The 22853-nt window shown below is 44.2% G+C and carries 13 protein-coding genes and 1 tRNA gene; 7 read left to right on the top strand and 7 right to left on the bottom strand.

Features of this window, described 5'->3' with window-relative positions; genetic code table 11:
- The first annotated feature begins 39 nt into the window (after positions 1–39).
- Positions 40–1587 (top strand): Dyp-type peroxidase, encoded by a 1548-nt coding sequence (locus I3248_RS02705; RefSeq protein ID WP_238062453.1) that lies wholly within the window; start codon positions 40–42, stop codon positions 1585–1587.
- Between the two features lie 66 nt (positions 1588–1653).
- Positions 1654–2802: a catalase family protein gene (locus I3248_RS02710; RefSeq protein WP_238062454.1), complete on the top strand. Its 1149-nt coding sequence runs from the start codon at positions 1654–1656 to the stop codon at positions 2800–2802.
- A gap of 419 nt (positions 2803–3221) precedes the next feature.
- On the opposite strand, the gene I3248_RS02715 is transcribed toward I3248_RS02710, so the two are convergent.
- The 3 genes from I3248_RS02715 to I3248_RS02725 all read right to left on the bottom strand — a co-directional run bounded on the left by I3248_RS02715 (position 3222) and on the right by I3248_RS02725 (position 5088).
- Positions 3222–3935 (bottom strand): integrase arm-type DNA-binding domain-containing protein, encoded by a 714-nt coding sequence (locus tag I3248_RS02715; protein WP_238062455.1) that lies wholly within the window; start codon positions 3933–3935, stop codon positions 3222–3224.
- A 204-nt stretch (positions 3936–4139) separates the two neighbouring features.
- Positions 4140–4215: transfer RNA gene (locus I3248_RS02720), tRNA-Arg, on the bottom strand.
- Positions 4216–4311: 96 nt separating this feature from the next.
- Entirely contained in the window at positions 4312–5088 is a 777-nt protein-coding gene (locus tag I3248_RS02725; RefSeq protein WP_238062456.1) for a hypothetical protein, read from the bottom strand.
- A gap of 288 nt (positions 5089–5376) precedes the next feature.
- Between I3248_RS02725 and I3248_RS02730 the strand changes: the two genes are divergently transcribed.
- The 3 genes from I3248_RS02730 to recD all read left to right on the top strand — a co-directional run bounded on the left by I3248_RS02730 (position 5377) and on the right by recD (position 16780).
- A complete protein-coding gene (locus I3248_RS02730; RefSeq protein WP_238062457.1) occupies positions 5377–9897 on the top strand; it encodes an exodeoxyribonuclease V subunit gamma in 4521 nt (1506 codons plus the stop codon).
- 73 nt (positions 9898–9970) lie between these two features.
- Entirely contained in the window at positions 9971–14494 is a 4524-nt protein-coding gene (locus tag I3248_RS02735; protein WP_238062458.1) for a UvrD-helicase domain-containing protein, read from the top strand.
- A gap of 96 nt (positions 14495–14590) precedes the next feature.
- Positions 14591–16780, top strand: a complete 2190-nt coding sequence (recD, locus tag I3248_RS02740) for an exodeoxyribonuclease V subunit alpha (RefSeq protein WP_238062459.1) — start codon at positions 14591–14593, stop codon at positions 16778–16780.
- A 50-nt stretch (positions 16781–16830) separates the two neighbouring features.
- On the opposite strand, the gene I3248_RS02745 is transcribed toward recD, so the two are convergent.
- Complete coding sequence (locus tag I3248_RS02745) at positions 16831–17394, bottom strand: hypoxanthine-guanine phosphoribosyltransferase (RefSeq protein WP_238062460.1); 564 nt, start codon at positions 17392–17394, stop codon at positions 16831–16833.
- Between the two features lie 90 nt (positions 17395–17484).
- Positions 17485–18153 (bottom strand): hypothetical protein, encoded by a 669-nt coding sequence (locus tag I3248_RS02750; RefSeq protein ID WP_201602778.1) that lies wholly within the window; start codon positions 18151–18153, stop codon positions 17485–17487.
- Positions 18154–18458: 305 nt separating this feature from the next.
- On the opposite strand from I3248_RS02750, the gene I3248_RS02755 reads away from it, so the two are divergent.
- On the top strand, positions 18459–18608 hold the full coding sequence (locus I3248_RS02755; RefSeq protein ID WP_238062461.1) for a hypothetical protein: 150 nt from the start codon (positions 18459–18461) through the stop codon (positions 18606–18608).
- Positions 18609–18642: 34 nt separating this feature from the next.
- Here the strand turns inward: I3248_RS02755 and I3248_RS02760 are convergent, their stop codons facing one another.
- Both I3248_RS02760 and I3248_RS02765 read right to left on the bottom strand, forming a co-directional pair.
- Positions 18643–20313, bottom strand: a complete 1671-nt coding sequence (locus I3248_RS02760; RefSeq protein WP_238062462.1) for a DUF3482 domain-containing protein — start codon at positions 20311–20313, stop codon at positions 18643–18645.
- A 63-nt stretch (positions 20314–20376) separates the two neighbouring features.
- Positions 20377–21753 carry a DUF2868 domain-containing protein gene (locus tag I3248_RS02765; RefSeq protein ID WP_201559119.1) on the bottom strand — a complete coding sequence of 459 codons (1377 nt, stop codon included), beginning with the start codon at positions 21751–21753 and terminating at the stop codon, positions 20377–20379.
- A 263-nt stretch (positions 21754–22016) separates the two neighbouring features.
- Between I3248_RS02765 and I3248_RS02770 the strand changes: the two genes are divergently transcribed.
- Complete coding sequence (locus I3248_RS02770; protein ID WP_238062463.1) at positions 22017–22772, top strand: SDR family oxidoreductase; 756 nt, start codon at positions 22017–22019, stop codon at positions 22770–22772.
- The last annotated feature ends 81 nt before the right edge of the window (positions 22773–22853 follow it).

The following is a 22853-nucleotide window of genomic DNA, read 5'->3' on the forward strand; positions in this document are numbered from 1 at the left end:
TCATACTTTAATAACGATAAAAAATGAATAGGGCGATGTATGAGTAATGATGATAACAAACCTTTAACGGGATTGACCGATAAGTTGCAAGACTTAAAAGATGAGTTTGGCAATCGCATTGAAAACAGTGATTTTGAGACGTGGCTTAAAGGCGTGAAAGAGGAAGTCGGTGACGGTATTGAGATGATGGCTCGTAGGGCGCGCGGGGTCTTTAACCCCAATCTCGTCACCATGCAGCTAAAAGATATTCAATCCATCGTCCTACGTGAGCGTCCCGCCCCATATTTTGGCACGGTAGTAGCACTAAAAATCAATAATGCTGACGTTGGCAAACAAATGCTAGCGCAGGTGTTGCCTCATGTAACCGGTAGTGAAGACTGGCACAAAGACATGCAAGCCACGCTGTCTATCGTCATGACTTACGAGGGTCTACAAGCGCTAGGTGTACCGCAGTCATCACTTGATAGCTTTCCTGAGTCTTTTAAAGCAGGTATGGCAGCACGTGCTGAGCAGTTGCGCGATTTTGATGTTAATGCCCCTGAGAATTGGATGGCACCTTTTGGGGATAAGGGTGATATCCATGTGGGCGCGGCTATTATCGCTGATACCAAAGATAAATGGCAGGCCAAACTTGATGAGCTTCGAGATAATCTTACCGATCATATCGATGTGGACAATCCTGCTAATGGTGATGTAGAAATCCTAATCGAGCAGGACTTTGGTTCAAATGACAACGTCAAAAACGTCTTTGGTTATCGTGATGGTATCAGTAATCCTGAGATTCAAGGCAGTGGTATTCAGACGCCTTCGAACCATGACGGTGATCCTATTGCCGCAGGGGAGTTTGTGCTCGGTTACGAAGGGGAGGCAGGGCTGGTTGCGCCTATGCCGCAGCCTGAAGTCTTAGGCAAGAACGGCTCGTTCATGGTGTTACGTGCTTACCATAGCCATGTTGCTACTTTTAATAAATACCGCAAAGATAATACCGACAGCGAGGAAGAGGCGGAGCTGCTGGGTGCAAAAATGTGGGGACGCTGGCGTTCAGGCGCGCCGCTCGTTTTGTCTCCCGATCATGATGATAAAGCGCTTGGCGATGATCCTAGCCGCAATAACGACTTTGGTTATAAAGACGATCCTTACGGTAAAAAGTGTCCGTTTGGTGCGCATATCAGGCGTATGAACCCACGCGATAGCGAAGATTTTATTTTATCCGATGTGCGTATTCACCGTATCGTTAGACGTAGCGTGGGCTTTGGTGAAGTTGTGCCACCCGATGTAATAGAGGACGATGGCAAAGATCGCGGTCTGTTTTTTATTGGTATTAATGCTCATGCCATGGAGACGGTTGAGTTCTTGCAATCACAGTGGATCAACGATGGCAACTTTATGAGCTTAGGCGAAGAAAAAGATCCTATGGTTGGTTTGCACTCTGGTGATAAAGACAGCGATGCAGATAACTTTACTGTTCCGGCTGATCCAATTCGCAAACGCTACCATGGTATTGAAACCTTTAATACTTTGCACGGCGGCGAGTACTTTTTTATTCCGAGTTTATCGGCGCTAAAATGGATTAGCGAGCTGTCTTAACTCTCAGTACCATTTGTAATAGTCACCACTTAACAATAATAATCATGAATAAAATTAGGAAATATAATGCTAAAAAAATTATTTAAACCCAAATACGTCCCCTACGATCCAAAATATATCGAATTAAATGCTGAGGACGAAAAAAACATTCGTACTATTACCGACGATATCAAAAGCTATATTGCGCGTAGTGATAAAGCCAGCAATATCGATTATCACACGCGTGATGCCCATGCCAAGGGGTACTGCGCACTAAAAGCCAAGTTTGAGATATTAGATGATATTCCCAAAGAGTACGCGCAAGGTTTGTATGCTAAAGCGGGCATTCATGATGCGGTAATTCGTTTTTCCAACGGTTCATCTCGAGTATTCGCTGATCGTAAGTTGGGCTTTGCTCAAGGTCTCGCGATTAAAGTCTTTGACGTACCGGGTAAGAAGCTCGCTCCCGGGGAGGAGGACAGTACGACCTTTGATTATAACTTTATCAATCATCCGGTGTTCTTTTGCAATAGAATTGAGGAGTATACCTATCTCTCAAGACTGTTTTTGGAATTACCTAAATACACGGAGAAGGGCGCGATCGGTAAAGCGCAGTTGGCGTTTAACTGGCTGACCAATTACGGCTCAAGATTACCAACCAAAGAGTCGATTAAAACCTTTAAAGCTATCGGCGGCTTTACGAGGATTGAACCAAAAAACACCTTGTTATACGACTTTCATTCGCAAGGTGTGGTGCGTCATGGTGATTATATGGCAAAGATACGGGCAACGCCAACAGCCGCTTCTGTCAAAAAAGTCACGCGCCGTGATGTCGATGTCGACGCCCGCGAAGAGGCGCTGCGACCGCTTATCGTCGAGGAGATACGCGAACATGATTATCAGTTTGATATCCAGATTCAGCTATGCCGTAATCTCAAAAAGCAGCCGATTGAAGAGATTACGACGCAGTGGCAAGAGTCGGATACGCCCTTTGTCACCGTAGCGCGTTTAACCCTTCCTTGCCAGGACGTACCAGATGACGGTAATTTTGAGATTATGGAGAATCTATCCTTTACCCCATTTCGCTGTCTTGAAGAGAACCGTCCTATCGGAAACTTACAACAGTCGCGTCTCAAGGCCTATCAAGTCGCCTCCGAGACTCGCCATAAACTCAACGACGTTAAGCGCCGTGAGCCAAAGAGTTTAAAGGAGACGTTTGCTAAGTCTTTTTTTTAGACTTATAGACCTCTTGCAAAAGTCATATTCTAAGCTCGGAATTAATGATACCAGCAAACAGCCTCATTCTAAGATCATAGCGCTAACGACGGTTGCGATATTTATGAGCCACGATTTTAAACAACTTGATTAAGCCTATTTTGTGCTCAACCACAATACGGAACTTTGCCAGATAGTGATTGGCCTGTTTGCATATCTCCAATAACTGACCACCACGAGGTTTCTTAAATGGTGTGAAAGTTTGGTTATGTCGCTTTGCTAACCCTTGATAACCACTGTCTGATAGATAGTTAGTATTCTCAGGTAACCAATCAGGACAAGTATCTTTATACAGCTTAAAATCGTGGATTAACCCTTTACAGGTTTACCAATGGACCTGTTCCCCGTAAGTACGGGGATTAACCGTAATTATCCATTTCTTAAATTGTTGCAAAAGACTGTTCCCCGTGATTACGGGGATTAACCGGGTATGCAGACGCTCGATAGACATCCAGCGCTCTGTTATTACGACCATAAGCGACATTAATGATATCGTAGCTTAACGTATTAATAGCATATTCAAAAACTGAGCCAATTAGTTCAACACACTTACTTGTAGTATCGGCTGTCCATTCGCCTTGTTTTTCGAAGTGATTTTGAATTGCTAAGCCAGTTTGAATAACGTCCTGAGCAGTGATAGCGGTAATAGGATAATCACCGATGTGTTTTAGAATGTGTTTGCTTAAGAAACCTTGTAATTTTTTCACATTCTTTGGGGTGGTATCTTGTTTCTCAGAGATATAGTCAGCTGCTATTACTTTGAACAGGTCTTTTTGCTCATATTTATTCTTCTCTTTGTTTTTATGTTCAGTCGGATCAATATCATCAGCAAGCAGTTGTTTTGCCTTATCTCTTTCAACTCTTGCCTGCTTTAAAGATACTTCAGGCTTGAAGGCGGTATCAATATCTTGCTTTGCAGACTTGAAGACACCAATCTGATAAGTTTTTTGTTTTGGTTTGATGTCTTTATCTGACTGATAGCGGTATGGCATTTGCCAAAATAGCGAGCCATTCGGATGGTGGATTAAATAAAGGCTGTCACCATCACTATAACGGGTAACTTTTGCAGGTGCAGGTTGTTTAGCGATAGCCAACACGCTTGAGCTAGATAACAAGTAATTTTTTTCGCTTTGTCATATCTCTACCTATGTAATGCGTTTGTTTTTTTAACAACGCATTTAACAAAATTTTAGAGGTGCTAGTAGGTAATGGCAAGTGTTTAATAAAGACTAAAAACTAGGTATGATAGATGTTTAAAGGGCTTGAGGTAATGCGAGGTTGGCTCTAAATACAGTGATTGGTGCGCCCACCAAGACTCGAACTCGGATCGATCGCTTAGGAGGCAACTGCTCTATCCTGTTGAGCTATAGGCGCATTTCAAAGCATTATTGTAAAAAAGTGGCGTGATAAAATCAATCTTAACCTTCTAGTGAATAGAAAGAGAGATTTATTAAAAACAGTGACTTGTCATTAGCTATTGGTTACAGCATCAGTGACGATCTCAGTGTCTTCTACTGCCGTTTTACCATTTGAAGTCGGGTTGAATAAGTCGTCTACACTATTTTGATAGCCATCAATATTGTCGAATTCATGCTGTCTTAGAATGTCTTGCCCAGTGCTTGAAATAAGGAAGTTGCGGAAGTTGATAGCGAGTGGTTTATCACTGAGTATGACGCCTTCAACGGTTTGCGACTCTCTCATCGCATAACCGAACGGGTTGAGCGTTCGGGCCTCCTTGTTCTCGGTTGTTGTTTGAGACTCTGGGTTTTTGACATCAGTCACTAAGCTGTTTTTTGTTGATGATGGTGCATTAACGATGTTATTTTTTACATTACTATTAAGCTCATCTTCTAATAACGCTAATAACGAATCAGATAACTTATCATCGGCAATGACTAAGTCAGTAGGATGAGTATTGTCCAAAATTAACAGGTCAGTAGCTGGCACGTAATTGGTTAATACTTGCATATGCGGATAACGCGCCTCGAAGCTAACGATTACATCGTCTAAAGGTACTTGCAGAGGCTGCTGCGCTTGAATATATAGCGTATTGGCAGCGGCATCGTTTTTGACGGCGTCGCTATCTTCTTCTGATTCGCCCTGTAATGATTTGACGTCTTCACGGCTCAAAATCGGTAAGGGATCAATATTTTTACTATTGTTCAGCCATAACCATGATATAACCCCGACAATAATAAGAAGCAATAACAGTATTATCCCTGCAAGTAGTAGCTTGTAGTCTCTCATAAAATATGGTTCTTATAATAAGGTGTTTTATCGCACTTACGACACTAGTTGTCGCAAGCGATGTTGGATTTGACTCATTTTGAAATAGTATACTGGTAAATCAGAGATATCAGTGGCACACTTAAGCGTTACCTCACTCATAAGACAACTATTAAGGTAACAAGGTCGCCACCTAAAGCGGCTGTGCGCCATATCTTAACAGAAATAAAAAGCTGCCACGACTACAATACTTATCTTTTATCTCGCTATTACCTCATCTTGTCTTTTACTCGAATCAGATCGCTATCTATGTTTAAAATTATTCAATCGCACCGCACTGAGCATTTAGTTGCAGAGCTACTCACCGATTATCAATCGAAAAACCAGCCAGTCTTTGCTGAGTTTATCGTTATCGTGCCTTCAATGGTATTAGGCGACTGGCTCGATAAATCTATTGCTAGCCAAGCGGGTATTAGTACGTTAGTGACGACGACCTTTTGGGGCCAGTATCAGTGGACTTTGATGCAAAAGGTGTTAGCGCGTCATAATGAGTATCTGCTCGCGCATAATCCTGAAGCGTCAACCTTGAATGTGCCTGAAGTGGCGGTATTGTCGCCTACAGTAATGCAGTGGCGTCTGTTTGGGTATTTGACGTACTATCAAGAGCTGATTGTCAAAGATGACAAGCATCCAGTGCACTCGCTGCTAGCACCGCTAATCGAGAAGCCGCAAGAGGGCAGCACCCCTGATAAAGCGCAGCAAGACGTGCGTATTTGGCAGCTGGCAAGTGATTTGGCGCGAGTGTTTAATCGCTACTTAACCCACCGTGAGGACTGGCTAGCGCTTTGGTCCCAGAACAAGCTATTAGATGTCGATAAGCTGATAGCTGACAAAGATGCTTTGTCGCTGCGTTTTGATCAGTATGCTCGCGCCACCCCTGATTGGCTAGTAGCACATTATGTTGAGTTAGAAGTCGCTCAGCGTTTTTTATGGTTACACTTGTTTGCTGATGTGCACCAGCACCGCGTTGAGATTGAAAATACCTTTTGGTCAGCTCTTGAGCATAATAAGGCGAATGAGCGTGAACCGTTACCTGCTGTGCTACGCATATTTACCATTCAGCAACTGCCGCAGACGGAGCTTGACTTCTTGCAACGCTTGTCGAAATACATGGATATCACCCTGCTGCACTACAATCCATCAAAGCTATTTTGGGCGGATATCGTCGATAAGTCTTGGCTGCAGCGCCAGCAGATTATTAACCCCGAAAGTGTGTTCTTACGCGATTATGGTCATAGTTTGCTGTCACGTTTGGGTAAGCAGTCGCGTGATACTTTCGCTATGCTGGCGAATTTATCAGGCAATGAGCAATATGAAGAAGACTTAGTAGAATGGCACGATAATTTCGATACGAGTGCTGAGAGTCTCATCGATCATGCTTATAGCAGTGAGGAATGGACTGTTGAAGCAGATAGTGCACAAAATAATTCGAGTTTACTCAGACGTTTGCAAAATGATGTATTGATGCTCGATGAGCAAGCGACCCAGCAAGCAACCGCTGTGCAAGTCTCGCAAGCAGTCAATGAGCAAATAGAGCTAAGTTTTGAGCAAGAAGTGCAGTGGTTTGATGATGAGGCATTAGAGAACAAGCGCTTTGACAAACAGCGATACTGGGAGATGTCGGCTCAAGATAATAGCCTAAGCATTCATTCTTGCCATAATTTGCAGCGCCAGTTAGAAGTGCTACGTATTATGATTGGGCGCTGGCTTAACGAGCCGATCAGAGCGGGCGAAAAAAAACGCCATATCTCAGAGATTGTCGTGCTGATGCCTGATGTTGAGCGCCATCATGAACTGATCAGCTCTATTTTTGTCAGTGGCAAAGGGCAAGATGGTTTGACTTTGCCAGCCAAAGTGACTGGCGTGGTCGATACCGATATTCGCCAACTGTGGGAAGCTATTATCGGTTTTTATAAGCTCCTTGGTAGTCATAGCGCGCGTTTTGAGGCCGCTGAGGTTCTTGATTGGTTCATGTTACCACCTTTGTATGAGAGTTTTGGACTGACGCATGAGCAGATGAGCCGCGGCTGTGATTTATTAGTAGAGGCGGGGTTTATCCGCGGCTTTGATGAGCAGCATCTCAAGCAGACTCTAGACGCCAACGACTATGACTACCGCTTCAGCTTCGCTCAAGCATTAGATAGATTGGCTCTTGGCTTAATTATGCCTGAGGCAAGCGCGAGTGATTGTTTGTATCCTCTTGCAGAGGCAGACTGGCCGAGTACGGCTATGCCTGAGATGAGCCTGCCATTACCGCAGATGAGTTTGGATGATGGCATGATCGTTGAGGCATTTTGCCGTATCTATGCAGGCTTGACTGAGCGCCGTCATGACCATACTCAAAAGAAAAAAGCTGAAGAGTGGCTGTCCCAAATTGAGACGCAAGTGATCCATCGCTACTTTGGTGAGGTCGATCAGACGCGTACGATGCGCGCGATCTACAACGCGATGAATGGCTTTAAATCTAGCCTTCGCGCCAATCGTCATTACCGGCAGTACGCGAGTGACGATACTGACAATCACGAGGTAGAACAACGGCTTGCGGGCGTTGAGCAATTACCGCTTAAGCTAAGCTTTATGCTTGATAGTATCGAAGCTGAACTTGAGAGTCAGCAAGTCAGTGCCGAGCCGACGGGAGTAATTACCTTTGGTCGCTTTGGCGCTCTTAGAAACGTACCGTTTGAGCTGGTTGTCATGCTCAATATGAATCTCTCTGAGTTCCCGGACCGCGATCGTAATAACCGCTACGACTTGATGAAAACTACTATGGCTCGCCGCGGAGATAGAGTCAGCGAGGATGACGATAATGGTGCGTTTTTAGATGCGCTGTTATGTGCGCGCAGTGCCTGCTGGATATTTTATAACGGCCAAAGTCTCACCGATACTCATGAGCATCTACCCGCCAATCCTGTCAGTGAGTTGTTACAGTTTTTGCAAGGTGAAGTGCAGTGGCAAGTCAGCTCGCTTGAAGCATTAGAGGCATTGCCTGAGAGTGTTGATGCGACTACTGAGCAGTTAAAGCGCTATCTTCCTAAGCTCATCAAGCAGTGGCTAGTCACTGAACATCCAGCTCTACCTTTCCACGAGAGTCTGTTTGAATCTATGATCGAAGAGGATGGGGCTCTTAATACAACAAGCAGTGTTGATGCTCATAATCAAAGCGAAGTGGCGGATACTGCCAACCTTGACGCCCATGCGTCCACTGACGCTAGCGATGAGTTAGATGTACTCTTAGATCAAGCTATGCAAAAAACTAAGCTGGCACAAAAAAAGCAATTTCCACCCGCACCGATTTGGCAAGCTGTTTTTGATACCCTAAAGAGCCGCGTGCCAAGCAAACGCTTACAATTCGTTGGTTTGCCCACAAAATCGCAATATGAAGCGATCGCTCAAGTACTTGGACGCAGTTTAGGTGAGCTTGGACAAGTCGATCATAAAGATTTGCAAGCATTGATCGAACTGCTGGCGCTCGATATGAAAACCAATGCACACGACACAAATAATGCAGACTTAACGACTATGCTCAGTCAAACCCTATTTGATATTCATGAGATAGACGTAGAAGGAGTGCTGGCCTATCAAGTCCGTCATCCTGCCAAGGCCTTTTTGCGCGCTCAAGAGGTGTATGTCATGCAAGGTGAGCAAGCAAGGGTGCAGCAAGAGCCACTATTTTTGGACGGCTTAACCAATTATCAGATTACAGATCATCTCATTAATGAGCTCGCTACTAGTACCGTTTATACCAATCCAGATAGCTATTCTGCTAACTCTGAACACAACTCTGCTAACTTTGAACTTGATGCTCAAGCGAGTTATTCAACTTTAATGTACCAAAAGATCATGCCGGCAGGTATCGCACGGCAAACCACCTTAGTAAATGAGCGGCAAAAGCTCCAACAGCAGTGTTTAGAGTTTCAAGAGCAGCTGATGGCTAATGGTTTTGCTAACACAGATGTGTTACTAGCAAGAGTAGAGGACAAGTCTAGTGTCTTACGACTGATAACCCCAACCACTGAGCATCCTGTGCGGGTAGAGTTAGCAACCATTTTTAATAGCGATATAAATAACGCTGACAAAGAGCTCGGCAGTCAGCATGAGTCCCTACTGCGATTATTACCTAAAGTTATTAAGTTAAAAGGACAAGTACCGATAGCGGCTCATGGCGAGGATATTCATTTGCACTCCAATACTGCTTATAGCGAGCAATCGCCTAAGCAGTGGCTCAATGTATTGCCTAATGCGGCTAGTCCCAAACATTTACTCAAGTTCTGGTTATCGCATTTATACTGGCAAGTCGCAAGACGTACCACGGCCGCGCAAGTCACCTTGAATGATGGTGTGAGCATATGGCGCTTTAACAAGTCTAGATCAGGGGTGAAGAAGTTTGAGAAGTCAGTTGCCTTTAAGATCGCTCCTATCGTCTATGAAGACGCCATACTAGAGCTGATAAAGTGGGCAATCTTCGCCCAGCTCGTCGGTCAAGTGCCTGTTACGATACTGCCAGAGTATGCGCTCAGTTATCTAGAAAAACAGCAAAAATCGCAGGACAGTGATAGTGGCAACTATTGGCCAAAACGCGCAGATTTCTCAGACTGGCTAAGGCCGAGTTATCAGGCAGATATGATTTATGATACTTGTTCGCAGCATGCTATATGGCAATACGTCTTGCGCGATCAAGATACTTTTAAAGCTTTAGCTACAGCATTGACGACTATCACACAGCCTTTATATGAGCCAATGTTTGACGCTTTGGAAGGGTTAGACGGTTAGTCCTTTATACCGTTTAAGACAGCTAATTTTGTAATCCAAATTAAATTGATAATAATTTAAAGTGTACGCCAATATGACAGAGTTTACCGATACGCCTGATTTTGCGGAGAGCTCGCAACAGCTGCCTTTCGCTGATGGGCATTTATACGAGTCGCAAAGCGCCACGAGAAGTGCTGATATGCCAAATAATAATAAAGCAGACAAAGCACCTGAAAAATTATCTGGAAAATTATCTGTAAAATCATCCGAAAAGGTACCGGCGGTTGAGGTTGAGCTCAGCGGTCAACACCTGATTGAAGCCTCAGCGGGTACCGGTAAGACATGGACGCTAACGGGCATCGTCCTGCGTTTGTTGATTGAGGCAAGACGGGCCCCTGAACAAATCATCGCCACTACGTTCACTCGTGCCGCAGCCGCCGAGATGCGTCAGCGTATCCACGAGCGTTTAGTTGAGTTTTATCAGTTATTACAATGGGTAAATAGCCTAAGCAGTGATGTTAATAATAAAGATATGCTCTATCCAAAATCCTTACAGGTAACCCCTGAACAAATCAATTCAGAAAGTCAGTCCAAAGAGAACCCCAGTCAGAAGAGCGAGGAGCTAAACCAAGATCTTGACTATGAACAACAAAACAGTCAAACCACTACTCGCGAAAACCGCGCTAAAGCCAAAGAGGAGCGCGATACTTGGCTCATACAGCAAGCCAGTTATGCGCGCTTAGATAGCCTCATGCAAGATCCAATCAACTTACATTTAATCAGCTATCTACTCGATCATGTCTATAGCTACCCGATGACCGAGGCTATTCGGCGCACGGCATTGGTGCTCACGACGCTTGATAATCTATTTGTGGGTACGCTTGATAGCTTAGCGCAGAAGTGGCTGACGGAATACAGTAGCGAGACCGGTCATCAGCAGGGCATGGGTATCATTGAAGACAGCAGTATCGAGCAAGTCACTGATAGCATCATTCATGATGAGCTACGCCAATTTCAAAGTCGCCTCTATCATGAGCAGCCGAAACTTTATGCGTTACTAGAGCAGCAAGGCAAACTTACTGATATCGGTGATCATAAGGGTTTTGTCACGCGCTCGCTGAATTTTATCTCAGCGCCTATTGATGAGGTGAAACTAGATCAAGACTTTGACTTTAGTGCGTACGAGAAGATGCTTTATGAATTTGCTCAATTAGATTTAGCAGATATTCAGCCATATTTAAATTCTGACTATAGGAAGTCACAAGGGTTTCGTGGTAACTCTAATTTAATCAATCATTTTGACGCCTTAGTTGATGTACATCATAAAATAGCAGAACATCAGCTAGCCTTTACTAGCTATTTAGACGAGCGTGAAAATAAAATTCTGACTTCGTTACAGGACTCTAGATATCCCAATGAAGAAGGCAAGATTAAAAATTTCAATAAAGACAGAGAAAAGGAACATCAGGCTCTTTTTGGGTTAGATACAATAGTGAAGTTAATGGCCATTTTAGATATGGTCGAAAAATTAGACCAACATATTATTTCATTGTTGGCCAACCTAAACCGGCATATTGTTCTCGCGGTTCGGGATAGGCTGCCAGTGATCTTAGAGGAGCGCGGTGAGACGACTTTTGGTCTACAGATGGTGCGTCTAAATCAGGCACTAACAGGCAAGCAAGGGCCCAAGCTGGCGCGTTATATTCGCCATCATTATCCCATTGCGCTTATTGATGAGTCGCAAGATATCAATGGCGAGCAAGCATTGATGATTAAAAGTATTTATTTAGCCAATAAAAAGACCGCAGCTTCGGCCAACGATAAGCAATCTAGCGCGAAAAAAACCAGTCATGAGTTTTTGTTATTAGTTGGCGATCCTAAGCAAGCGATTTATGGCTTTCGCGGTGGCGATGTGGCCAACTACAACGACATGAAAGCTCAGTTTGATAAGCAAAGCTTTTGGACGCTAGACGTCAATCGCCGCTCAAATGCAGGCGTCATCCATGCGCTGAATTGCTGGTTTGGTATGGCAACGCCTAGCACGGGTGATAATAAGCTGTCGCAGTTAGGTGCAGGGATTTATTATCAGCATATCAAAGCGGCAAAACCAGATAGCCAGTTGTCTTGGTCTAATATGGCAGCTTCTGAAACCCATGATTTAGTGACTGATTTAGTGCCTGATTTAGTGACGGAGGTGCTCTCAGCTCAGCCAGTGAGCTTATTACACTTACCATATGACAACGAGCTTGAGTACGATGAGTATGAGATTACCGCGCGTCATATTGCGACCTTATTAAGCAGCAATCAGACCTTAAAAGGCGTGCCTATTCAACCAAGTGATATCGGTGTGCTGGCACGTACCAAAAAAGACTTAAAGCAGGTTGAAGATGAGCTGGTGAAGCTAAAAGTGCCTACGCTGACGACTAGTGATGTCAGTATCTTTGAGACCATCATGGCAGAGGATGTGGCCGCGCTACTGAGCGCTATGCTCTATCCCTATCGTCATGACATGATCAATCGCGTGTTAACCAGTCATCTGTATGGTCTAAATATCAAGGCCGTTAGAGCAATGATGACAGATCATGAGTCAGGCGCTGTTAACCGTAGTGATAGCGCTCACAAACAAAGCTACCAAGACTTTATTGCTTATATAAAAGAAGGCGCGCAGCGTTGGCAGCATTTTGGGATTTTGTCAGCGCTACATTATTTGTTAGATAAGAGCCCGGTCCAGTCGCAAGGCGTTTGGCAGGCACTTGCGAATCATCCAGAAGGCGATCGTCATATTATGGACTTGCGTCATGTGCTAGATGTTATGGCGCAGTACGGCAGCGGCATGGGCGAGCATGAGATTTTGGCGTGGTTTCGGCAAAACATTGACGCTGCCCCTAACAGCGATTGGGCGAAGCAATATCCGCTCCCGACGGAGTCAGGAGTGCAGCTGATGACCATTCATAAGTCTAAAGGGCTTGAGTTCCCGATTGTCTATGTACTGGGTATGGGCGATGCCAGTAGAAGATCCGGTAATAAAGAGCAGTATGGTTTATATCTATATGATGACCAATCGAACCGTAACTCACAACAACCAAATACAGTTAGCAATCAGCGCCGTTTCTCACCCGTGCAAGGCTCAGCCACTAAAGCAGACTATTACACTGAGTTTGAAACCCAAGAAGGTTTTGATGAGCTACGTCGCCTGGGCTACGTCGCCTTTACTCGTGCTAGTGAGCAGCTTTATGTAGTCTTAAAAGATGCTCATAGTAATACGAACGCGTGCTTGAGACCAGTCTGCTATTGGTTAGACGTACCGGCTAAGAATATTGAGTTGCCAGATAGGCTCAAAGGCACGATAGGGATGATTAGAGCTCATAAAATTAATGAGTATCATGAAAAGGGCCAAGCGAATAACGCCAACACGGCAAATGGTTTGACCACTGTCACAACGAAACTAGCGACACAGAAGATTGAATACGCACCGTTCTTGGAAGTTATGCGCAGTCGTTACTTCTTTGGCTGGGCGAAGACCAGTTTTACCGCTTTGGCGCGCCAGTTAGATGAATCAACACAGATTATGGCGGTTGTCGATGAGCGCATTGATGATGCCATAGATATAGAAACGAAAGAGCCAGTAGGAGTCATAGATAGCAATGAAGGTTTCGAGCTGGGCTGCGACTTGGAGCTTAAGCGAGAGGATGATATCCGCTTTACTTTTGTCAAAGGCGCGAATGCCGGTACATTTTTGCATGAAATATTTGAAAAAATTGACTTTAATAATCAATCTCAGTGGTCTCAAGTCATCGACCGCGCGGTGAGTAGCTATCAGCTGCCACTGATTTATAGTAGCGCAGAACAGCAGCAGCGTGTATTACAGGCAAATAAAAAACAGAATAGTCAGTCTGTCGATACAGATACGATAGTAGCGAGCCAACATGAAGCGTTAATGGGTTGGATCAAAGAGGTGCTACAGACGCCGCTATTAGCTTCTAACCAGCCGCTAGAGTCAATTGATACTACGCAGCGCTTTGCTGAGCTGGAGTTCAACATGGGCTTGTCAGAGCACTTTAGAGCAGAGGATATCACCACTCTGTTTGCAGAGCACTTACCAAACGAACCGGACAAGCACGTGACTTTAGTGGCGCAAAATAAAGCGCACTTGTATCGCTATCTACGCGGCGAGATTGACTTAGTTTATGAATACGCAGGCAAATATTATGTGGTGGACTACAAAAGTAACTATTTAGGAAATAGCCTAAGCAGCTATGATGAAAAGACGCTTAAACAAGCCATGTCAAAGGCTGGGTATTGGCTACAAGCCGCCATTTATCAGGTTGCATTGCATCGTTTCTTAAGTATGCGAGTCAGCGATTATGATGGTAATGAAGATAAATATCTTGGTCCTGTCGAGTATGTGTTTTTACGCGGGGTCTATCATGCAGATGCGTCGACATCAGATAGTGCTTTAGATAGTGCTTTAGATAGTGCTTTAGATAGTGCTAGGCAAAATAAAAAAAATACGGCCGATTGTAATGTAGTTACCGATAAGCGCTTTGGGTTAGTCATCTGGGACATACCCATCGACTTCATCAAAGCTTTAGATACCTTGCTTGGTTTGCCAGACTAATGAGTTAGGGCTCAGAATAGATAACCTATTTACCAAAAATAAAGCAACAACGATTTATGAGATAGCCATAAAGACAGACATAAGAGACAACATATTATGAATAACAGTAATAGTAGGGCAGCCATTAGCCTACACGAAAGTTGGGCTAGCAATCTTAGTGATTATCTGTTGCTGCGTCGTCAGCAAACGCAGTCAGCATATCACGTGTCTGATGTTGAGACGAATATCGAGACCGAACAAGTAGATGGGGTGCAAGATAAAGCCTTATTTAGCGCTGTATTTGTCATGTTGACGACGCATTTAGAACAAGGGCATACAGTATTAACTCTGGAAGAGGCTAAGGATGAAAGGCCTGTGCAGGGGGATATCGGGGGCGAATCAGTGACTCTGTATGCTTGGCAATTGAAGCTGCTAGAGATGCTAGCCACGCCACTTCTGGTATTAGCAGAGGGACAAATCGACCAGCTGATAGCAGATGAAGTGGCTACAGAGCCCTCACTTTTTAGTTTACTAAGCATTATAGTTGCTCAAAGACATCAACTATGGTCACAGTCAGTGCTGACTAATTATGAAAGAGAGCTTTTGACGAAGCGCTTAGATGCCATCACTGCGTTATATCAGCGGCTAAGAAATACAGATCTAGATGCTTTTATTCACTCAATCGGTAAGTATGACTTGTTCAGTAATGTTGAACATCTTAATAAGGGTGATAGAAATAGCCTAAGCAAAAATAATAAACCAATCATTTATCAAATTCAAAAAGAAGAAAATCAAAATACATCAGCCACCCTTTGGCTACACCGCACCTGGCAAGCAGAATTTAGCTTAGCTACGCGTATCAATTCAATTATAAATCAGCAGATAACCCCTCTTTCAATTGCTATACCAGATAATCTGGAAAAACGACAGATAGCAGCGATTAATGTGGCTAATCACAACGCTTTTAGTATCATCACGGGTGGACCTGGGACAGGTAAGACTTATACTGTGGCGCAGCTCGTTATTGCTCTGCAACAAGCAGCACAGAGTAGGGGAGATGACGCACCTATCAAGTTTAGCACCGATAGCGCAAGCTTAGCGTTGGCTGCGCCGACTGGTAAGGCTGCACAGCGTATGCAGGAATCTTTGCAAGCGGCTTTAGATGCGGCAAATGTTGATATGCAACTAGAAGAAGCAAAAACCATCCATCGTTTACTAGGCATTGGGCGAACGGGCAGACCGCGCTACGATGCAGACAACCCACTTGGCGAAGATATCATCATCGTTGATGAGGCTTCTATGCTCGGAGTAGAGCTGGCAAATTATCTGGTTAGTGCAGTAAAAAAAGGCGCGAGACTTATATTACTGGGTGATGCCAATCAGCTTGCAGCAGTAGATGCAGGTGCCGTCTTATCCGACCTATGCCGCATACCAAGCCTGCAACCCGTACACGTAGAGCTTACTGAGAGTCGCAGATTTAGTAAAGACTCAGGTATTGGTAAGTTGGCTCAGCAAATCAATAATATGGATACAGACACGCAAGGCATTTGGCAGTTATTAAAGCAGGATCAGGCGCTGAGTTTTTCGAATATAAATACGCAATCTGCGCAAACAAATCCAAATAACCAGATAAAAAATAGCCTAAGTAATATAGAAAATCTTAAAAGAATAACTCTAAACTACCAAAAATACATAAAAAAAATCAATGTACTATTAAGAAATCCAATAGAAAAATCCGTGCCAGCAGTTGTTAAAGAGACAATTACCTCTCTGGTACAAGCTTTCAATCAATTTAGAATACTTACGGCTGGACATAATGGGGAGTGGGGCGATCATTATATTAATAACTACCTAACACAGTGGCATCTGGCTGAGTTAAAACTGCCGCTAGGTCAAAATACTTGGTTTCATGGTCGGCCTGTTATGATGCTACAAAACAACTATGAGCTTGGGTTGTTCAACGGGGATATTGGTTTTTGCTTGCAGACGGGGACAGATGGCGCGCCACTAGAAGTCTTCTTTGAAAATAAAACTCAGGGCATCGCCGTTAGTCTATTAAATGATGAGCTCGTGTCTACTGCCTACGCTATGACTATTCACAAGTCGCAAGGATCTGAGTTTGATCATGTTTCGATTACTTTTGATACTAGTCATAGTAGGCTACTCAGTAAAGAGCTTATCTATACGGCAGTGACTCGCGCCAAAAAACAGGTCAGTATATATAGCACCAAGTCTGCCTTTGAGAAGGCAGTGCAGACCCCAACTGAGCGCTATACAGGGTTAGCACTACAGTTTGAAGCTCTATAAACGCAAAAAAGCATCCATAACGGATGCTTTTTATTGTGTAGAATGAAATACTACACTTTGTCTTCTTTAATCGCATAAATACCTGGCAGGTGACGCAAGTAACCATGAAAGTCCATACCGCAGCCATAGACATAACGGTCATCAACATCGATACCGACAAAATCCACATCGAAATTAGCAACTTTGCGATCATGCATTTTATTTAAAAGGACGCAAGAATCGATTGAAGCGGGCTTTTCTTTACCTAATTCTTCAACGATAGCTTTGAGCGTGATACCTTCATCAAAAATATCATCGATGAGTAGTACATGCTCGCCTTTGATACTGACATCGGGTTTAAATTTCCAATCAAGATCGCTGGTCCCCTCATTGTCACGATAGCGCGTCGCATGAATGTAATGCATGCGATGATAAAAAGTCAGATGAGTCAGTAGCTGTCCTGCTGGGATAAGGCCACCGTTCATCACTACCATAACGATAGGGTTTAGGCCTGCATAATGCAAATTAAGCTGGGCAGCAAGACGCTCGTAAGCGGCCGCAACTTCGATACTGCTAATGAGACACTCTGAATTACGTAGAGTTTGTTCGATCTCTTGATTACTGATTTGAGTCATAGTAGGGTGCGCCTTTGATAAAAGTGCCACATATTTTAGCAAGTTTTAGCGAATTTACCTAATCGCAAACCGCCATTACCCTAATATTAATTAATCCGCCTTTTCCACAATAAAAGGACGATAATAATTGGCCAAACGGTTCAATGAGCTCATAGGTAAGTCAGGTAGCATTTTATTCAATGCCATGCTCATACCTTTATCGATAGCGGCTTTGGTAACGGGCACTGATTTGCGTTTAATCATGCCAAGTTTAAGGGTCTCGGCATAACGAGTGATAAAATGAGTGAGCGTATCTTCGTTCATCGTCTCTAATGCTAACTTAAATTTACTCATATCGACATCATCAGGAGTTACTGAAGCAAAGCCTTCTGTGATTTTTTGAGCACTATCCTCGGAGAGCTTAAAACCGACCCGACTGACCCCTTCATTATCAATAAAAGTGGCTCGGTCGCGCAGGAAGTGAAAGCTTGGCAAGACGTCTTCATTATTCTCTTTATTTAATAAGATGTTAAGTAGCGTATCAGCTGAGCGCTCAATGGTGCCAACGATTTTGCGCATGGAGGCTTGACGTTCAGGGTTAGGGATAATCTCTACTAAGCCTACCAGCAAATTATCGATCAAATCTCTAGCAGTTTGGTGAGTTAGTGCGTCGCGATGTTTATAGTACTCAACATGCTCATCCGATGCCTCCGCTTGCGCCGCTTCTTCTATTAATTGTTTGAGTTTCTCTGACGGTGGAAATCCGAAATAGTGTGCCATATCTTTTCCTTGAATCTTATTAAATGAGTATTCTAAATCAAATAGAACAGTATACGTAAAAAACTAGTGACGTTGCATTCGTTTATCAGCTGCAGTCACTATCTATAACATCAATATCTGAGATAATAATTCTTTATTTAACCGCAGTTTTAGTAGATATCGTTTAAGTGCGATCAATTTTGCAGATTATAATTGACCACTGCGATGATATAGGGTGATACTACGGCAATTGTAGACTATAAATTAAAATGACTAATGAAGTGTTCGCGTTTTTATAACATCTATAAGTGATAAAGGCAGCCTTTTTGGCTGATGTTTGGCAGCAGCGCGCTAATAGGCAGCAACAGATCATGGATGATATCGCGACTACCTTCAAGCGCTATCCGTTATCTGCAATATACTTGCAGCAGACTGATATACGAGGGTTTGAAGCTTTGAGTGAGCTATTAAGATAATAAACCTAAAAGTTAAACCTATAAGCAATGCACCCTATAGCTTACTCGCCAGCGACCATGCTGTATCCATGCGCAGGCTCTGCGCTTGTTCTGATTTACCGCTACTCAAAGATGACCACTGCGGTTTGCCGCGTGCTTTTTTAAGCTCACTTGGTAGTTTATGAGGGGGCCAAAGAGTGATCGCATTATCTTCTTCTAGACCATCGTCTTGGCTGCTTGTTGATATCTCCCCATCATCAATACTCTCATTTTGATAGAGCAATTGTGTGGCATCTGTTGCCGCATGCCCGCGATGGCGCAGCGCGGTCAATAAGTCAGTAGCACGAGTGGCAAGCAGCGTCAAAGTCGCCGGATCGATATATAAACGTTTCACCCCAGTGATCTTATCAGCGATACTGCTGGTGTTTGATAATAGGCCACCACCTATTGCTCCTAGTGCAGCACCCAATCCTAAAGTCGTTCCAAGTGCTGCTGCATCAATCCCTAGTCCTAATAACGCGCCTGCTGCCGCGCCAGAAGTGGTACGAATACCATAGCTTTTGAGCAGTTCGGGATCAAAGGGATCTTGTTGATAAGCCTGTAACTCAAGTGGCGTTGCGGCCACCGCATTATCATAAAACTTATAGAGATTAAGTAGCTGATGCTGCATCGTGCGTTCTGTTTGCCTAACGGCTTCTTGCATATCTTGCAGTACCGGCATAGGATCATCATCTTCACTAATCTCACGCACAAAAGCGGCCACATTTAACAAGAAATCTGCAATGATAATTTTCGCCTCATCATATAGCTGCGCCCAATCCTCGGTACGGCGCTGCATCAGCTGCTCAAGCATCTCTGAGTGCGTCAGCATGGTAGCCAAGTTTTGCCAAAGTCGCATCTCATCTTCAAATTCGAATGCGACCGAATCAAAGCGCGTCGAGATATGCAGATTACGCCGTGCCAGCATCGTCTGCCACTCATCGATGTTAGCTTCTTGACTATCAGTGAAATTAAACACCGGCATCACAGGTATCGCCGCCCAAGACAAAATCGCAAGCTCATCTTTGTACTTACCGAGCACAGGCTCTCGCGCATCGACGACATAAACTGCCATATCACTTGCCAGTAGTTGGCGTATCACTTTGGCTTCTTGGCTATAGTCTTCAGCACCTTGAGCGCCAGTGGCGATATCCGCTGCCAAAAACTGCTGCAAGCGCTCGATACCATCACGGCGACTGGCTGTATTGTCCTCAAGCCAGTCCATCAAGCCTGAAGCATCCTCAAGTCCTGGCGTATCATAAAGAGCAACTAAAACCTCACCTGTCTGGCTATCGGTCAATTGCGCACGCTCCACATGACGCGTGGTTGCGGCTTCGTTTTTGACTTCGCCGAAATAAACATCACGCAGTAAGGTGCGCAAAATCGACGTCTTACCGGTATTGGTATGACCAACCACGGCAAGCTTTAACGGCTCACCAGTAGCAAGTGTCTTTTTGAGGTTAGAAGGAGGTTTGGAAGGGTTAGGAGCATTGACATCATCATTATCGGGGGTTTGATCCGCTTTATCTGTCTCAGTGAAGTTCGTATCAGTGAGCTTCGTAGTCGCATACTCTTCACTAGCAGTGGACTCAGGCACCACCGCAGGAGCCGGATCATCTTTTAATGCTTTATCAGCAAACAGTCCGACTGGCTTTTCATTATTTTCGTTGTCAGTATTATTATTCATAATGTGTCTTATTTACAGGTTATCAAAATAGTGCTTTTTAATTCAATAATGAATGATGAACGCTTAATGACTAGCGACCAAACCGATTTGTCGCTCAGCCAGCGCCGTTTGCCACTGCTGGTAGCGCACATTATCGTTTTTATAAGTTTCGGTAGTAAGCTCAGTATCAGCATCTATATCCGAATCATCATCTAGTAATTGTACAATTAAACCATGCTTGGCATGAGTGGCAATTTGATCCAACTTACGCAGAGTGCCGCGATCAGGTAGGGCTTTACTATGAATGCCTAACAACACTTGCACAGGATGACCATCTAAGTAATCCTTTAGGCGTGCCATATCATCACGATCATCAAGGATACCGAAATTCTCAACCGCTTCGTTAGATTCGATTGCTGCGCCTGCCCGCCACCACTGCTGATGCGCGCTAGGATATTCGAGTAGGGCGACGAGCTTTTTGGCTTGGCTTATCTCAGCTTTTGGTGCAATAGGAGCGGGCGCTTCTTTGAAGTCATCGGCATCAATGACTTTGCGCTGCCAGAAGCTAATGATTTTTTGGTAATAAGGCAGCTTGATATCAAGGCGCATTTTTTTGCGGCGGAACATCAGCGCACAAAACACCCAAGCAATTGCCCGCGGCACAATGCCATACATCAATAAACTACCCACGAGCAAACTTGCCCATTGCCTCGCCACCGATAAAGGCAGCGCATCAGTCACTAAGCGGCTTTGGATAATAGCCGCACTATCAGGAACGTTAAACCCTACTAAACTCGGCAGCCAGCCTAGCGTTTGAGTCAAACCAATCAAGGCATTATCCGATAACAGCGTGGATTCCCAACTAAAGCTGTACTGACGCACGACTAGTAAGAATATGATCGCAAGCAGCATACCTGTCAAAGTAGCAAGCCATAACTGATGGCTGAATTTGCCGAGATACCAGCGCATACCGCTATGCTCAAGCTGCTGCTCATAGAGACTAACCGCCGCTTGAGTGACATCGTCTTTACCGCGAATCAAGTAGCTTGGACTGACCAGGCTTGCAAACCAATTGGCAGATTGCTTGCCGCGATTGATAAAAGTAAGGAGCAGCCAGCCAACAAGCATAAGGGTATGAAAGCCGAGTAAGCAGACAAGCACATAAAAGAAATTGACAACGTTGGCCTGCAATAGAGTGAATAAGCCTAGGAATCCTGAAACACACCAGACCACACTCATCATGACCATGATGCTCTTGATACGAGCATCAATTTTACCTAGGACTTTTGCAAGATTCCCATTACTATCGATTCGTTTGGCGCGCCGATGTAGCTTTTGTTTTGGCGAGCCATCTTCATTTTGCAGCTTTTCGGTCACCAATAGCGGATCGGTGGCAAACACATGATTGTTGCTCTCAAGGTTTCGTACCAGCTCAGTCAGCTGATCTTGCGGGGATAGCATAAGTAATAAGATCCAAGTAAAAATAGAAGATAAATGAGTAAAATGACATCTGCAGATTATTGTAGCGTAAATCTAATCTCGATAACGGTTATTATTGAACGATATTCATTAAATAATGTGAGCTCACGAACCTCAAAACCATACCAAATACAATACCAAATACAGTGCCAAACCATGCTAACTTATATTCATAGTGATAACTGTGATAACAGTGATAACGAAACGGCAATGACGCAACTGTGATAACAAACTAGGAGCCAGTTATGAATAAAAAAACGTATCTTATCATCGGTGGTACAGGCGGCATCGGTAAAGCTATGGTCGAGCAGCTAATCCAGATGACCCATAAAATACAGACGGGCATAGCGGTGTTTGCGACTTATCATAATAGCGTACCTGAGATTGAGGCTGATAATTTGTATTGGCTAAAGATGGATATCTGCGATGAGCACAGTATCAAGCAGAGTATTGAGGCTATAAAAACTCATAGCAACCATATCGACTGGGTAATCAATTGTGTGGGTATGCTGCATACCGAGCATAACAAGCCTGAAAAAGCGCTGCGGCAGATGCAGACTGAGTTTTTTCTACAGAATATGCAGGTCAATGCACTTGCCAGCATGCTCATTGCCAAACACATCAAGCCGCTGCTCAAAAACGCTGAGCGTAGTACCGATAATCCGGCGATATTTGCGACGATATCAGCTAGAGTCGGTAGTATCAGCGATAATGAGCTTGGCGGCTGGTACAGCTACCGTATGAGCAAAGCGGCGCTCAATATGGGAATGAAAAACTTAAGTATTGAATGGTCACGCTCCTTAAAAGACGTCTGCGTGGTTGTCATGCAGCCTGGTACCGTTAATACGCAGTTGTCCGCACCGTTTCAAGCCAACGTACGTGAAGGTCATCTGTTCTCGCCAGCTTATAGCGCTGAGGCCTTATTAGAGGTGCTCGCAGATATGAGTAGCGATCAGACCGGGAGCTTTGTTGATTGGGCAGGGGAGTCGATACCTTGGTAACACTTAACACAAAAACACAGTGACAAGAAGCAGAAAAAGCAAAAGGGTTTGTCGTTACTCAATCAACGCCAAACCCTTTTG

Origin of the sequence: Psychrobacter sp. Ps3 (genome assembly GCF_022129275.1) — a bacterium.
GTDB classification, from domain to species: Bacteria; Pseudomonadota; Gammaproteobacteria; order Pseudomonadales; family Moraxellaceae; genus Psychrobacter; species Psychrobacter submarinus.